Raw genomic sequence first — 14,261 nt, 5'->3', positions numbered from 1 at the left:
CCCGACGCGGACCTCACGGCATATCCGCTGTTGCGCCGCTCTCGGAGGCGAGCGTGCTGAAGAGTACATCGCCCGGGTGCCATCGCTGGATCAACCGATCGCCTGAGAGCGCGACGTCACCATTGGCGCTATCCCACGAGTGACCTATTGCCGGCAAACAACCTGGATCGAGTTATTCGAGCTGTACGCGGATACACCAGGCCCCGCCAAAGGCAGATACTTTCTTGAGGGCGAGCCCTTGAATACTCCGAGTTGACATCCACGTACCATCCATATGGATGTCATATGGATGGAAAAGTCATGTCGAGCAATGTCCGCGAACTCCGGCCGAAGCAGCCAGATAGCGAGAAAATCACGATCAATCTGGGTTATGTCGACCTTGGGCAGGTCGACCTCATGGTCCAGGAAGGGTTCTACTCGAACCGAACCGATTTCATTCGCACAGCCATCCGCAACCAACTCGAACGTCATGCGGATGTGGTCAAACAGTCGACTGCTCGGAAAAGCCTGGACCTCGGTCTACGGAATTACAGCCGTGAGGATCTCGAAACGGTCCGACGCGCCGGCGAGATGCTGCACATCAATGTTCTGGGCCTTGCGACAATCGCCCAAGACGTCACACCCGAGCTTGCTCGCGCCACGATTGCTTCGGTCTCCGTGCTTGGCGCTCTCCATGCCACTCCGGCGGTCAAAGCCGCGCTAACCGACAGGACGCGGTGATGGCGATGCTCAGACAGGACATCATTCGCGAAGCCACACGTCTCACGCGCGCGGGCCGACTCGTCGAGGCGACGGCACTTCTCCAGCAAATGCTTTGCGGTGAACGAGCGCCGGATGCGACATTCCGCACCGACCCCATCGCCCTCCCAGGAGGTGCACCGTTAATTATAGATGCGAAAGCAAATTGGGTTGAAGAAACGGAGAGCCCGCAGTCAGCGCGGAGCACATCCGCTCAACCGCGCAAGGTCCGCGCGTCGTCAAATCGCACAAACAGTTTCGTTGGGCTCCCATTGCGGCGCGCAATAAAGCGCGCTCCGCCGTCCATGCGCGACATCGTGCCGGAGGGTGCGAGATTTATCGACGGCAGCTATAGCAATCCTGCGGGAAGTCGTGCCTACAGGCTCTTCATTCCGAGCCGGTATCACGGGCAGCCCATTCCGTTGATCGTCATGCTCCACGGTTGCACCCAGTCGCCAGAAGATTTCGCCGCCGGCACGAGAATGAATTTCATCGCAGAAGCACAACCTTGCTTTGTGGTCTATCCCGCGCAGCGTAGCGAAGCAAATCACGCGAAATGCTGGAATTGGTTTCGCACAACCGACCAGCAGCGTGGCACAGGGGAGCCCTCGCTTATCGCGGGGATCACGCGCCAAATCATGCGGGAGTACTCAGTTGATCAAATGCGTGTCTACGTGGCTGGATTATCAGCCGGAGCGGCCGCAGCGGTCATCATGGGAGCAACATATAACGATCTATATGCGGCCGTGGGTGTACATTCTGGCCTTGCATGTGGTGCCGCCACCGACCTTCCCTCTGCGCTCCTCGCCATGCGACAAGGCGGCGGCTTTAACCATCGGACGGGTTCGACCGACCCTGTTCCGACCATTGTTTTTCACGGCGATCGCGACAGTGCAGTGCACCCAAAGAACGGCGATCAAGTTATTGAGCAGTTCATCAATGCGGTGAGCACGGAAAGAAACGTTCATCGTGGGCAGGTGGCTGGAGGTCACGCCTATACTCGCACCGTCCATAGCGACGCCAGAGGGCGCCACGTCCTTGAGCACTGGAGCATCCACGGAGCCGGACACGCATGGTCGGGGGGAAGCTCCGCGGGCTCCTACACTGATCCGCGAGGACCGGACGCAACAAGAGAAATGCTGCGTTTTTTCCTCGAGCATTCGCTGCCGTAATATTGACAGATCAGAGATAGTCCGTTTCTGGCCCTAATGCGAAGTACGGCGTAGCTCTGAAATCGTCTGCTTATCGGGGTAGACTGGAAGTCACGGACCGCCCTTAAACCCGGCGCTTTCGATCCAGAATGGATTTACTTCGGAAGCGCCGAATGACGAGGTTGGCGGCCTCACGGAATATGTCCGGGGCAAGCTGCGAGCAGCCCACAAAGCCGAAAACGATAGACGGAAAGTAAGAGGCTCCAATGCTGCGGCGCCTATAACCGGTCTCTGCTCGACAGTCAGATATTTCCAAATACGGCGGAACGTTGGTCCATGCCATAGGTTTTCTCAACGGAGACGGAATCTTCACGAGGAGTGGGACAGTCACCATCGCGACCAGGCGGCGTAACGCCCGCCTAGTCGCGGTTCAACCGTATCCTTTCATCGCGAGTGAACCACAATGAATAGGCGCAAGCCCACCTATTTCCGTAATGCGTTGGATTTGAGAGATAAAGTGCAGGTCAAGGTCTTGCGCAAGCGCCTCAAGCTCTCGGACGAACAGTTCGCCAGTATAGTTCGGAAGTCTGGAAATTCGATTTCGGCCATCACGAAGGAGGCCACTCGCGCCACTTCAGCGAACCCGAGCGAACCGCCAGCAGTTGCCGTTTTTGTTACTGTTTAGTCGCGGCACAAGATAATCCCAATCCTGACGCCGAACCAGGAAGACGCGAGGCGTCTTGACTGTAGGAGGAGTTAACCTGGATCTATTCACGAGGATCCCAATCCACCTGTGGCCCAAAGCCCACGTGCTGAAGGCCGGTCGGGATGTCTGCTTCGGAGTATAGTGCGGATATCGCCAAGTCCATGGGTTCCGGATTTACAATTACAGGCTCTAGCTGAAGGCCCTGTCTCAACCTGTCTCGCGCGACCATGCTTCGTCGCGGCGGGACGGCCGCCGATGCAGGCGCTCGGCGATCAGCTTTGTCGCCTTCTCGCCTCGCCTCGCGCGAAGACAGGCGACGATGAACGTGTCCTCCCAAAGCTCGCGCTGGGCGTGGCTGCCGCCGATCCGCACCAGTTCGGGCATCAACGGCTCGAGGATGCGGACAGCGCCCTCGTTGTCGCCCGAGGCGAATGCCTGGATGCCGCGGCAGAGGCCGATCGCGGAAGCGCCGGGCGCCAGCTTGCCCTCGGCGCGCCGTGCCTCCATTTCCGCAAGCCGCGGCTCCAGAGCGCCGCCGTTGGTCGCCGCGGCAGCCAAGGCGTGGTGGACGTCGGCAAAATGCGCGCCGGCTTTCGGGAAGAATTTCTCGCCGTAGGCGGTGACTTCCTGCCAATGCGATTCAAGCCCGGTCCTTCCCGCCAGCGAGAGCCGCCACAGCAATGAGGTGGTGTCCGTCAGAATGTTCAGCGGCGGATAGGGCCGCCCCTGCGGTCTGATATGCCGTTCGTAGATGTCGAGCGCGCCGCCAGTATCGCCGTCCTCGAGCGCGATCAGTGCCAGGTGCCAGGCAAGGTGTCCCTGCAAGAAGCTTACCCGGTCGTGGGCCGGCAGCCAGCCGGACAGGAAGGCACGGCCTTGCGTCGGATCACCCTGCTCGAACAGCGCATGCGACAGGGCATGGGCCGCGCTGGCGTTTGCAGGATTCATCCAATAGGCGCGCTCGGTGGTATCGCGGCCGGTGACGACGTCGCCCGCCTCGGTTTGCGACCAGCCGAGATAGGTCAGGAACCACCAGTCCTCGCCATAATCGGCGGCGTAGCGCTGGCAAATCGAAAGCCGCGCCGCGTCGTGGTCGGCGCGCCCTGAGAAAGCGTAGAGGCCGAAGGCGCCGAGCAGCAGCGACAGGATCAGCGCGTCGCGCGGAAATTCCGCGAGGTGCTGTTCGGCAGCTTGCAATGCCTGCCTGGTCTGGCTTTCGACCACCGATGCCACGATCTCGATATGCTGCTGCTCGCGCCGGCTCGCGGTCGCGGCCAATTGCCGGGCTCTTGCAGCCTTGTCGCGGGCCGCCGCGCCTTCCATGTTGATCTGATGGACGCGGGCACGCGCCACATGCGCCAGTGCGAAATCGGGATCCTCGGCGATGGCCGCCTCAAAGGCCGCATCCGCGCCATGCCAGGCCGCAAGGATACAGTCGATGCCATCACGGTAGAGCGCCGCGGCGCGATCGGAAGCGGTCGTCAGCGGCAGGTCGTAGCGGTCCCGGTTCATCGTTCGTCCTCCTGACGTGAAGGCGAAATCTAGCAGAGGCGGCTGTGACAACAATATTGCGGAAGACGCCGCGTGAAGCGGTTGAGCCAGTGGCGATCCGCCGCTAGCTTGCGGTCACGATCGGGCTAAAGGGAATCATGGCTGAGGAACTGGCGAAGACGGCAAATAATTCGACGACGGAAGACACTGCGCCGCGGAGGGCGACCGACATGCCGCTGCTGCGCATCGAGGGCGTGACGAAAAGGTTCGGCAACTTCACCGCGGTCAATCAGCTCTCACTCGACATCCGCGCCGGTGAGTTCTTCGCCCTGCTTGGCCCGAGCGGCTGCGGCAAAACCACGCTGTTGCGCATGCTGGCGGGTTTCGAGACCCCGGACGAGGGACGCCTCCTGCTTGCTGGTCGCGACATCGCGCAGGTGATGCCGCATGAGCGGCCCGTCAATATGATGTTCCAGAACTATGCGCTGTTTCCGCATCTCTCGGTGCGTGACAACATCGCATTCGGCCTGCGGCGCGCTGGCATGGCGCGCGGCGAGATCGCCGCCCGCGTCGCCGAGATGGTGGCGCTCGTCAAGCTCGAAGGGATGGAGAAACGCAAGCCCGACCAGCTTTCCGGCGGACAGCGGCAGCGCGTGGCCTTGGCGCGCTCGCTGGCACGCCGGCCGCAGGTGCTGCTGCTCGACGAGCCCTTGGCCGCGCTCGACAAGAAACTGCGGGAGAGCACGCAGGCAGAATTGATGGAATTGCAGCGCCGCCTTGGCATGACCTTCATCATCGTCACCCACGACCAGGAAGAGGCGATGACGATGGCGAGCCGGATCGGCGTGATGGACACAGGCCGCCTGGCGCAGGTCGCGACGCCGCGCGACCTCTATGAGGCGCCAGCCTCACGCTGGGTCGCCGAGTTCGTCGGCGACGTCAATCTGTTCGAGGGGCAGGTCATCTCCCGCGAGCAGGGCAGGCTGAAGGTCACGACGCGCGAGGCAGGGATCATCACCGTGACCGAACCGCGCCAGCCGGTGACGAAAGAGATCGTCACCGTCGCGATCCGGCCCGAGAAGATCAAATTATCGCGGCGCGGATTGGCGTCGAGTGCCGACGCGTTGCAAGCGATCAATCGGTTCGAGGGCGAGGTTGCGGAGATCAACTATCTCGGCGGCCTCACCGCCTACAGGATCAGGCTCGACAATGGCGCCGTGGTGCGCTCCGTGATGGCCAATACCGCGCGGCTTGACGTGGACGGCTATGGCTCGAGCGAGCGCGTGGCCGCCTGGTTCGCGCCTGACGACGGTGTGGTGCTCGAGCAATGAGCACGCGCCGTATCTTTGCCCGTCCGGCGCGCTATGCCGCCATCGCGCCATATCTTTGGATGGCGCTGTTTTTCCTGGTACCGTTCGGCTTTGTGCTGAAGATCAGCCTGTCGCAGACCGCGATCGCGCAGCCGCCCTATACGCCGGTGTTCGACCTCAGCGAGGGGTGGGAAGCGTTCAAGGGCGCGTTCGAACAGTTATCGCTGGAAAATTACCGGCTGCTGATTTCTGACAATCTCTACATCCTGTCCTATCTGCGTAGCCTCGTCGTCGCCATAACCTCGACGCTGATTCTGCTCGTGATCGGCTATCCCATCGCCTACGGCATGGCGCGGCTGCCGCAGCGCTGGCAGGGCATCGCGATGATCCTGGTCATCGTGCCGTTCTGGACCTCGTTCCTAATCCGCATCTATGCCTGGATCAACATCTTGCAGCATGACGGTTTGCTCAATCGGATCCTGCTCGCATTGCATCTGGTGTCCAAGCCGGTTGTCTGGCTCTCGACCGACACCGCGATGTATATCGGCATCGTCTATTCCTATCTGCCGTTCATGATCCTGCCGCTCTACGCCACGCTCGCGAAGATGGACCGCGCGCTGCTGGAAGCCGCCGAAGATCTGGGCGCCTCGCCGCGGAAGGCCTTCTGGCTCGTGACGTTTCCGCTGTCACTGCCGGGCGTCGGGGCAGGGGTATTGCTCTGCTTCATTCCGATCGTCGGCGAGTTCGTGATCCCCGATCTCCTCGCCGGTTCCAATTCGTTGATGATCGGCCAGACGCTCTGGCTCGAATTCTTCACCAATAAGGATTGGCCGGTGGCCTCCGCCGTCGCGATTGCGCTGTTGCTACTGCTGGTGCCGCCCCTCGTGCTCTATGACCGGCTGCAGCGCCGGCAGGTCGAGGGCCGACGCTGATGGCGCATACCGTGAACCGACTTTCGCGCTTCAACATGACCGCGCTGGCGCTCGGGCTCGCGTTCCTTTACCTGCCGATCGTGATCCTTGTGATCTTTTCGTTCAATGCGTCCCGGCTGGTGAACGTGTGGGGCGGCTGGTCGCTGCGCTGGTACATCGAGTTCTTCAACGACCGCGCCATGCTCGAAGCTGCCTGGATGAGCCTGCGCGTTGCCGCGGTTTCCGCCACATTTGCGACGCTGCTCGGCACGCTCGCGGCCATAGGCCTGGCGCGCGGCGAACGCTTTGCTGGGCGGGCGCTATTCTCCGGCATGCTCTATTCGCCGCTGGTGATGCCGGAGGTGATCTCGGGCCTGTCGCTGCTCCTGCTGTTTGTGGCGCTGAACGCCGAGCGCGGCTTCTGGACGGTGACCATCGCGCACACCACGCTGACCATGTGCTTCGTCACCGTGGTGGTGCAGTCACGCCTTGCTTCGCTTGACCGCAGTCTGGAGGAGGCTGCGATGGACCTCGGCTGCAATCCGGTGAAGGCGTTCCTGATGGTGACGCTGCCGCTGATCATCCCCGCCATTGTCGCGGGCTGGATGCTCGCCTTCACGCTGTCGCTCGACGACGTCGTGATCGCAAGCTTCACCACCGGTCCCGGCTCGGCGACGCTGCCGATCCGGATTTATTCGGAGGTGCGGCTCGGGGTGAAGCCGGAGATCAACGCGATCTGCACGCTGGTGATCGCATTGATCGCCATGCTGATCGTGGCCGCCTCGTTCGCCTCGAAACTGTCGAGCTCTCAGGGCGAGAGCGCCGCGCCGCTTTAACCTCGTCATTGCGAGCGTAAGCGAAGCAATCCATCTTGCGGCTCGCGGAGACATGGATTGCTTCGTCGCTACCGCTCCTCGCAATGACGGTGTCCTATCACGACTTCACCGCGCCCGCGGTGAGGCCGCCGACCATGTAGCGCCTGAAGGCGTAGTAGATGGCGGCCGGCGGCAGCGCATAGATGAAGCCGGTGGTCATCAACAGCTCCCACGGCGAGTCATCGGCGGCAAGGAAGTTGCCGAGCGCGACGGGAAGCGTGATATCGGTGTCCTTCGACAGCAGCAGGAACGCGTAGAGATATTCGTTCCAGGCCAGCAGGATCGCGTAGGTGCCGACCGCGACCAGCGAGGGCATCATCAGAGGCACATAGACCAGGCGGAACAATTGCAGCGTGGTCGCGCCATCCATGGTCGCGGCTTCGTCGAGCTCGACCGGCAATTTGTCGGAAGCCTGCTTCAGCACCCAGATCGCGTAGGGCGAAGCGATCGTCACCATCGCCAGGATCAGCGACCAGTGACTGTTGAGCAATCCGTAATTGCCCATGGTGCGGTACATCGGCACGGCCAGGAACGCCGCCGGGATGAAATAAGTGAACAGCGCCAGGTTCATCATCGCGCGGCCGCCGGGCGCGCGCAATCGCGAGATCGAGAATGCCGCTGTGGTGGCGATGAATAGCGTCAGCGCCCCGGTCGCCAGCGCGATCACGGTTGAATTCCCGAACTGCATCCAGAAGTCACGCAGGAAGTAATGCTGCTGGCGGAACACGATCTCGAAATTGTGCAGCGTCGGATGATCGGGCCAAAGCTTGCCGGAGAACGCGTCCTCCTTCGGCGAGATCGCGAACAGGAACATGTGATAGATCGGCACCAACGTCCAGATCAGGACGGGGATGCCGATCAGGAGCAGCTTGGCCTCGGTGCCGATCTCGCGCAGGGTAGGGAGCTTCATCGCGACAACCGTTTCATCATGAAATAGACGAGTGGCAGCACCAGCGGCAGCGCGCAAACGATCGAGGCCATCGCCAGATTGAGCTGGTCGAGCCGGAGATAGCGGATGCCGAGCGTGGACAGCACATGGGTGAGGTCGGCCGGCCCGCCGCCGGTCAAGAGATAGACGCTGTTGAAGTCGCCGAGCGTCCAGATCATCGAGAGCAGCGTGCAGGTGATGTACAGCGTCTGCATCGACGGCCAGGTGATGTAGCGGAATTTTTGCCAAAAGCTCGCGCCGTCGACGGCTGCGGCCTCGAACAGGTCGTTGGAGATGGCAAGCCGCCCGGTCATCAGGATCAGCGTCCAGAACGGCAGCGACTTCCAGATGTGCACGCCGATCGCCATGGTCAGTGCCACCGTGGGATCGTTGAGCCAGTTCGGACCGTCATCGCCGGTCAAGCTGAAGATGATGTGATTGACCACGCCCCATTCCGGATTGAGCATGAAGCGTACCGACAGGATGGTCGGGATCGACGGCACCGCCCAGGGCAGGATGAACAGCACCGACAGCCACCTGATCCAGGCGCGCTGCTGGACGAAGAAGCCCGACAAAAACAGCGCGATCAGCATTTTGACGTTGATGCCGATGACGAGGAAGATCAGCGTGTTGACCGCGGCCCGCGCGAAGATCGGGTCGTTATAGAGCTCGACATAGCTTTGCGGATGGCGTGCGAGCCATAGCCCGTAACCGACGGGATAGAGCACGAAGGCCAGGAACACGAGCAGATAGGGCGCCAGCAGCAGGATGCCCCAGACTTGCGGCGTCGACAGCCGCGCCGACAGCGGCGGGCGCGGGATCGCATGATCGGAAAGCGTGATCGCCATTACTCATCCCTGTCGATTTCGTACACCTCGCCCCGCCTGCGGGGAGAGGTCGGATCGCATCGCAAGATGCGATCCGGGTGAGGGGACTCTCCGCGTACTCATATGTTTCGAGCCAGCGGAGAAAGCCCCTCACCCCGACCCTCTCCCCGCGAAGAGCGGGGAGAGGGAGAAGCGGGTGTCAGCCCGCGACCTGCTTGATGCGGGCGATCAGTTCGTCGACGGCCTTGTCCACCGGCACCTTCTCGCTGACGACGCGGTTCATGGCCTTGGCCCAGACGTTCTCGTTGTTCAGGATCGTGAACTTGTAGTTCTTGGTGAAGTCGAACGGCGTGGTGCCGCCGGTGAACTGGGTGTAGACCGCCTTGCGATGCCGGTCGGCCTGCCAGAACGGGCTCTTCTGGCCGGCGACCGTGACCGGGAACCAGCGGCCGAGCGCACCTTCGACATAGGGGCCGAGATTCTCTTCCTGCAGCAGGAATTTGACGAACTCCTTGCCCTCGGCCTTGTTCTTGGCCGCGGTGAAGATCACGCCGGTCTTGACGTCGGAGCGGTACTTGATCGGGTTGCCGTCCGGCTTGTTCGGGAAGGACGCCGTGACGATGGTTTCCTCATAGGCCTTCTTGCCGGCGGCGCGCTGCTCCGGCGTCAGTGCCTGGTTGTTCGAATCCTCGAACCATTTCGCCGCGATCGAGATCGTGAAGTTGTGGGTCATCACGATGGTCTTGTTGTGGAAGGCGACGTTGTTGTCCGGGTCCTTCCAGGTCGTCGAGGAGGGTGGCGTGCAGCCCTTGATGTAGGTGTCGGTGTAATCCTTGAGCGCGTGGATCAGCCCGTCGCGCACCTTGGGATCGTCGACCAGGAGCTTGCCGTCGTCGTCGACGAGCTTGACGTCATAGGCGTCCATGAAGGTGTAGAACGACTGGAACGAGTCGGTCGATTCCACGCCCATCGGCTGACCGACGCCGTAGATGCGGTTGCCGGTCGCCTTGCGGATCGCCGGCTGCACCTTGTCGCACCAGAACGACCAGTAATCCGCCCATTTGGTCGGGATATCGCTCGGCTTGAAGCCGGCCTGCTGCAGCATGTCGCCCCAGATCTGGACGTGCATGCTCTGCTGCTTCAGTGGGAAGCCGTAATAGCCCTTCTTCTTGGTCTGGTCGTTATAGAGGTAGGCGGTTTCCAGCGTGTTCGGGGCGAAGGCCGATTTCATCGGCAGCAGGATGTCGGAGAGGTCCTCGAGCTTGCCTTCGAACGCCCATTTGCCGCCGGCCTGCACGTCATACGTATCGGAATAGGCGACGTCGGGCACGGTGCCGGAATCGAGCGCGGCCACCGTCTTCGGGATCATGTCCTGGATCGCGTATTGCGAAAGTTCGACCTTGATGCCGGTCTTGGCTTCGAATTTCTTGATCGCCTCGAGGAGCGCGTCATCCTCGGATTTGTAGAAGCCCTTGCCCCACCAGACCGTGATCTTCTTCTCCTGCGCCATTGCCGGCGCGGTCGCGTGGATCAGCCCGATGGCGGCGACCGCGAAAGAAAGCACAGCAATACCCAACTTGGATTTCACGTTGTTCTCCCTGTCTTGATGCCGGTTTTTTTAACCGGTTGGATAAAAGACTAGCGCATGGCCGCGGCCTGATCCAGATGGCGCGTCGGAATCTTGGTCGCACGGTTCGCCTTTGAACCACGACGAAAGTCTGAAGGTTCAATTCGGCTTGGCGTTCTCGGCCGCCGTCGGCGCTCTTGTCGGGGATTCCGCGGCATCGGCAGGCGGCTGCCGCGCGCCGCCGGTGAGGCGCTCGATCACCGAGCGCACGGTGTCGCCCGTCTTGCGGTCCTTCACCGCCTTGAGCAACTGCGACGATGCCGGCGAGCGGCGGATCAGGCTTTCCGGATCCGGGAAGACCAAAGGATCGTCCCACGGCCCCTGCACCACGAACGGCAGGTCAAAACCGTTGCTGCCGCTCGGCGCCGAATTCAGGCTGGCGACGCCCTTCAGATCGTATTCCCGCGACGGCACCGAGGCGGTGCCGGTCAGCGTGATCTTGGCCGCAGGTCCTTCGAGGCGGATGTTCTCGGCGGTGGCGACGCCATCATTGAACCGCACGGCAATCGTCAGATTGTCGTAAGGCGTCGAGCCCGAGCGGAAATTGCCGCCGCCGGACAGAGGCCGCCGCTCCAGCCGCTTCAGGAGCTGCTCGATATTGAAGCCCGCGATCGCGCCATCATGACCGCTCAGCGTCGCGGTGCCATCGAGCGATTGCGCAAGCCCGAACGGACTGGAGCCGGAGGCCGTCAGCGCGACGTTGAGATTGCCGCGGCCGGTGAGCTTGCTGACGCCGAACAATTCGCTGGCGCAGGCCTGCAGGTCGACATCGGTGAACTCGAGCTGCGCCTTCACATCGGCGATGGCATCCGAGCGCGCGATCCCGAGCGAGCCCTTAGCGATGCCGCCATACATCTGCGCTTCCGCGACGGAGAGCGCCAGCGTGCCGCCGCGCAAATTGGCGCCGAGCGCGGTGCGCCCGAGTCTGGTCGAGCCGACCGTCACCCGCGCTGCCGACAGCCGCATGTCGAGGTCGGTGGCGGAGAGCGCGTTCAGATCGAACAACTGCCGGTTCCAGTCGCGCTGGCCGCCGGCGAGCAGGCGGAAGGTCGAGACATAAGGCGTGAAATCGAGGTTGCCTGCGGCGAGCGTCGCCTGCAGCGTCTGCCTGCCATTGTTGGCAAAGGTCATCACGCCCTCGGCGACATTGCCGTCGAGCTCGACATTGACATTGGTGAGCGCCACCGAGCCGCCGACAAGATTGGTGCGCGCCTTCAGCGTGAAGCGGCCGAACCCGCCGCTGCCAGGCGGGGCCTGTCCCATCCAGCGCAGCGCGTTGCGCAAGGACACGCTGTCGATGGTGGCGTTGCCCTCCATCATCAGGCTGGTCCGGTTGGCGACCGTGCCGTCGAAGGCGAGCTTGAGCGGCGCACTGGCAAGCCGCGCCTTCAGCCCCGAGCGGTCGCCCGACAACAGCGCGATGAAGTCGCTGGCGCTGATCGAGCCGTCGACGCGCTCGCCGCGCCAGTCGAACTGCCCGGTTGCGGCAAAGGAACGCGAGATCGATGGCCAGGCCAGCGACAGGTCGATATCGCCGAGCTGCTCCCTGACATGGTTGTTCTCATCCTCGTAATTGAGGATGCCGTCCTGGATGCGGATCTCCGAGAACGACATCTGGTTCTCGGCACCGGGCTTCATCGCGCGTGCGATCGTGTCGATGAACGGCGTCCAGTTGCTGTCGCCCTTGCCGTCCCTGATGACATGGATATGCGGCCGCAGCATCATGACGTCGGCGATCTCGAACCGCCGCAGCAACAGCGGCAGCAGGCGCAGATTGGCGGTGAGCACGTCGACCTGCAGCGCGGGGTCGATGGTGCCGCCGCCCTTCAGCCCGACATCATGGAACGAGACATAGCTGCCGGGGAACACCGACACATCGATATGGCCGTTGACGACGAGGTCGAGCCCGGTGACGGCGCGAATCTGCGCCTCCACCGCCTGCTGCAGGGCGTCCCGGTTCAGAAACCAGGATGTCCCGATCAGGCCAAGCAGCGCGAGGCCGAAAAACGCCGCAATCGGCATCCCCAGGCGCTTCATTCCTTGGGCCATCGTCAGTGACATATCCAGGTCGGGTTGAGGTGATCGGATATTCGAATAAAACGGGCGGCGCACCGGGCGCCCCTGCCAAGCCACGCAACTTGAAGGGTTTTCTTGACGCTTTCAAGGCCATCGTCGAGGTTGTAGGCAGGTGAGATGGCGAAACGGGGCGTCATTGACGCATTGCGAAGATTTCGCCTAATAATCCCGGTCTGTAACGGCCGTCCGCGCCCTCGGGCTGCCAATGCCCCTCCATCAGGTCCTCTTCCATGAACAAGGTCTATCCCGACGCCAAATCGGCACTCGACGGCATCCTTAAGGACGGCATGATGATCATGTCGGGCGGCTTCGGCCTCTGCGGCATCGCCGAAACCCTCTCCGATGCCATCAGGGACTCCGGGGTCAAGAACCTGACGGTGGTCTCCAATAATGCCGGCGTCGACGGTATCGGGCTGAGCCGGCTCTTGGAGACGCGGCAGATCAAGAAGATGATTTCCTCCTATGTCGGCGAGAACAAGCTGTTCGCCCAGCAATATCTCGCCGGCGAGCTCGAGCTCGAATTCAATCCGCAGGGCACGCTGGCCGAGCGCATCCGCGCCGGCGGCGCCGGGATTCCGGCCTTCTACACCAAGACCGGTGTCGGCACGCTGATTGCCGAGGGCAAGGAAGTGAAGGAATTCGACGGCGAGAAATACATCATGGAGCGCGGCCTGTTCGCCGACCTTGCCATTATCCACGCCTGGAAGGGCGACACTGCCGGGAACCTGGTCTATCGCAAGACCGCGCGCAACTTTAACCCGATGATGGCGACGGCCGCGAAGATCACGGTGGCCGAGGTCGAGCATCTGGTTCCGGCCGGCGAGATCGATCCCGATCACATCCACACGCCAGGCATTTTCGTGAAACGCATCGTCGAGGTCGGCACGGGCAAGAAGCGGATCGAGTTCCGCAACACCCGCCCGCGCCCCGCAGCCTAAATTTAGCAGGAGAGTCCCATGGCCTGGACCCGTGAACAGATGGCGGCGCGCGCTGCGAAAGAGCTGCGCGACGGCTATTACGTCAACCTCGGTATCGGCATCCCGACGCTGGTTTCGAACTACATCCCCGAGGGGATCGACGTCAGCCTGCAGAGCGAGAACGGCATGCTCGGCATGGGTCCGTTCCCCTATGAGGGCGAGGAGGACGCCGACCTCATCAACGCCGGCAAGCAGACGGTGAGCGAATTGCCGTCGACCAGCTATTTCTCCAGCGCCGACTCCTTCGGCATGGTGCGCGGCGGTCATATCGACCTTTCGATCCTCGGCGCGATGCAGGTGGCCCAGAATGGTGATCTCGCCAACTGGATGATCCCCGGCAAGATGGTGAAGGGCATGGGAGGCGCCATGGACCTCGTCGCCGGCGTCAAGCGCGTCGTCGTGGTGATGGAGCATTCCGCCAAGGACGGCGCGAAGCTGCTGAAGCAATGCTCGCTGCCGCTGACCGGCGAACGTGTGGTCGACATGGTCGTCACTGATCTGGCCGTCTTCACCATCGACAAGCACGGCAAGGACGGCATGGCGCTGGTCGAACTCGCCGACGGCGTCACGCTCGACGAGGTCAAGTCCAAGACCGAAGCCGAGTTTCGGGTGGCGCTGAAGAACACGTGACGATGGTTCTTCCC

12 protein-coding genes are annotated in these 14,261 nt (G+C 62.2%); 7 read left to right on the top strand and 5 right to left on the bottom strand.

The annotated features are described in order from the left end of the window. The first annotated feature begins 300 nt into the window (after positions 1 to 300). Complete coding sequence (locus CWO89_RS29830) at positions 301 to 720, top strand: ribbon-helix-helix domain-containing protein (protein WP_130582144.1); 420 nt, start codon at positions 301 to 303, stop codon at positions 718 to 720. 5 nt (positions 721 to 725) lie between these two features. Beyond that, the gene (locus tag CWO89_RS29825) at positions 726 to 1,910 is read left to right on the top strand and encodes an extracellular catalytic domain type 1 short-chain-length polyhydroxyalkanoate depolymerase (protein WP_130582146.1); all 1,185 of its coding nucleotides are present in this window, start codon (positions 726 to 728) and stop codon (positions 1,908 to 1,910) included. An 892-nt stretch (positions 1,911 to 2,802) separates the two neighbouring features. Here the strand turns inward: CWO89_RS29825 and CWO89_RS29815 are convergent. Then, on the bottom strand, positions 2,803 to 4,107 hold the full coding sequence (locus CWO89_RS29815) for a tetratricopeptide repeat protein (protein WP_245476646.1): 1,305 nt from the start codon (positions 4,105 to 4,107) through the stop codon (positions 2,803 to 2,805). Between the two features lie 137 nt (positions 4,108 to 4,244). On the opposite strand from CWO89_RS29815, the gene CWO89_RS29810 reads away from it, so the two are divergent. Genes CWO89_RS29810 through CWO89_RS29800 form a run of 3 tightly spaced genes read left to right on the top strand, consistent with a single transcriptional unit; the run spans position 4,245 to position 7,143 of the window. Further along, complete coding sequence (locus CWO89_RS29810) at positions 4,245 to 5,417, top strand: ABC transporter ATP-binding protein (protein ID WP_130582142.1); 1,173 nt, start codon at positions 4,245 to 4,247, stop codon at positions 5,415 to 5,417. Beyond that, the gene (locus tag CWO89_RS29805) at positions 5,414 to 6,328 is read left to right on the top strand and encodes an ABC transporter permease (RefSeq protein WP_130582141.1); all 915 of its coding nucleotides are present in this window, start codon (positions 5,414 to 5,416) and stop codon (positions 6,326 to 6,328) included. The genes CWO89_RS29810 and CWO89_RS29805 overlap by 4 nt, the downstream gene beginning before the upstream one ends. Beyond that, positions 6,328 to 7,143, top strand: coding sequence for an ABC transporter permease (locus tag CWO89_RS29800; protein ID WP_130582140.1), 816 nt, complete (start codon positions 6,328 to 6,330; stop codon positions 7,141 to 7,143). Before CWO89_RS29805 ends, CWO89_RS29800 begins: the two co-directional genes overlap by 1 nt. A gap of 97 nt (positions 7,144 to 7,240) precedes the next feature. Here CWO89_RS29800 and CWO89_RS29795 read toward each other — a convergent pair whose 3' ends face one another. The 4 genes from CWO89_RS29795 to CWO89_RS29780 form a co-directional block, all read right to left on the bottom strand. Beyond that, positions 7,241 to 8,092 carry a carbohydrate ABC transporter permease gene (locus CWO89_RS29795; protein ID WP_130582139.1) on the bottom strand — a complete coding sequence of 284 codons (852 nt, stop codon included), beginning with the start codon at positions 8,090 to 8,092 and terminating at the stop codon, positions 7,241 to 7,243. After that, positions 8,089 to 8,958 carry a carbohydrate ABC transporter permease gene (locus tag CWO89_RS29790; protein WP_130582138.1) on the bottom strand — a complete coding sequence of 290 codons (870 nt, stop codon included), beginning with the start codon at positions 8,956 to 8,958 and terminating at the stop codon, positions 8,089 to 8,091. The genes CWO89_RS29795 and CWO89_RS29790 overlap by 4 nt, the downstream gene beginning before the upstream one ends. A gap of 178 nt (positions 8,959 to 9,136) precedes the next feature. Further along, positions 9,137 to 10,525 carry an ABC transporter substrate-binding protein gene (locus CWO89_RS29785; RefSeq protein WP_130582137.1) on the bottom strand — a complete coding sequence of 463 codons (1,389 nt, stop codon included), beginning with the start codon at positions 10,523 to 10,525 and terminating at the stop codon, positions 9,137 to 9,139. A 138-nt stretch (positions 10,526 to 10,663) separates the two neighbouring features. Next, positions 10,664 to 12,613: an AsmA family protein gene (locus tag CWO89_RS29780; protein WP_130582136.1), complete on the bottom strand. Its 1,950-nt coding sequence runs from the start codon at positions 12,611 to 12,613 to the stop codon at positions 10,664 to 10,666. 257 nt (positions 12,614 to 12,870) lie between these two features. On the opposite strand from CWO89_RS29780, the gene CWO89_RS29775 reads away from it, so the two are divergent. Together CWO89_RS29775 and CWO89_RS29770 are read left to right on the top strand one after the other, a co-directional pair. Further along, positions 12,871 to 13,578 carry a CoA transferase subunit A gene (locus CWO89_RS29775; RefSeq protein ID WP_028167022.1) on the top strand — a complete coding sequence of 236 codons (708 nt, stop codon included), beginning with the start codon at positions 12,871 to 12,873 and terminating at the stop codon, positions 13,576 to 13,578. A gap of 18 nt (positions 13,579 to 13,596) precedes the next feature. Beyond that, complete coding sequence (locus tag CWO89_RS29770) at positions 13,597 to 14,247, top strand: CoA transferase subunit B (RefSeq protein ID WP_130582135.1); 651 nt, start codon at positions 13,597 to 13,599, stop codon at positions 14,245 to 14,247. Positions 14,248 to 14,261: the final 14 nt, after the last annotated feature.

This window comes from Bradyrhizobium sp. Leo170 (assembly GCF_004296405.1).
Lineage (GTDB): Bacteria > Pseudomonadota > Alphaproteobacteria > Rhizobiales > Xanthobacteraceae > Bradyrhizobium.
This window is presented reverse-complemented; position numbering and strand designations above follow the sequence as displayed.

Bases quoted from the DNA above. Each gene is read 5' to 3' on its own strand.
- CWO89_RS29805 (WP_130582141.1), top strand. From the start codon at position 5,414: ATGAGCACGCGCCGTATCTTTGCCCGTCCGGCGCGCTATGCCGCCATC.
- CWO89_RS29780 (WP_130582136.1), bottom strand. From the start codon at position 12,613: ATGGCCCAAGGAATGAAGCGCCTGGGGATGCCGATTGCGGCGTTTTTC.
- CWO89_RS29795 (WP_130582139.1), bottom strand. From the start codon at position 8,092: ATGAAGCTCCCTACCCTGCGCGAGATCGGCACCGAGGCCAAGCTGCTC.
- CWO89_RS29825 (WP_130582146.1), top strand. From the start codon at position 726: ATGCTCAGACAGGACATCATTCGCGAAGCCACACGTCTCACGCGCGCG.
- CWO89_RS29800 (WP_130582140.1), top strand. From the start codon at position 6,328: ATGGCGCATACCGTGAACCGACTTTCGCGCTTCAACATGACCGCGCTG.
- CWO89_RS29810 (WP_130582142.1), top strand. From the start codon at position 4,245: ATGGCTGAGGAACTGGCGAAGACGGCAAATAATTCGACGACGGAAGAC.
- CWO89_RS29815 (WP_245476646.1), bottom strand. From the start codon at position 4,107: ATGAACCGGGACCGCTACGACCTGCCGCTGACGACCGCTTCCGATCGC.
- CWO89_RS29790 (WP_130582138.1), bottom strand. From the start codon at position 8,958: ATGGCGATCACGCTTTCCGATCATGCGATCCCGCGCCCGCCGCTGTCG.
- CWO89_RS29830 (WP_130582144.1), top strand. From the start codon at position 301: ATGTCGAGCAATGTCCGCGAACTCCGGCCGAAGCAGCCAGATAGCGAG.
- CWO89_RS29770 (WP_130582135.1), top strand. From the start codon at position 13,597: ATGGCCTGGACCCGTGAACAGATGGCGGCGCGCGCTGCGAAAGAGCTG.
- CWO89_RS29775 (WP_028167022.1), top strand. From the start codon at position 12,871: ATGAACAAGGTCTATCCCGACGCCAAATCGGCACTCGACGGCATCCTT.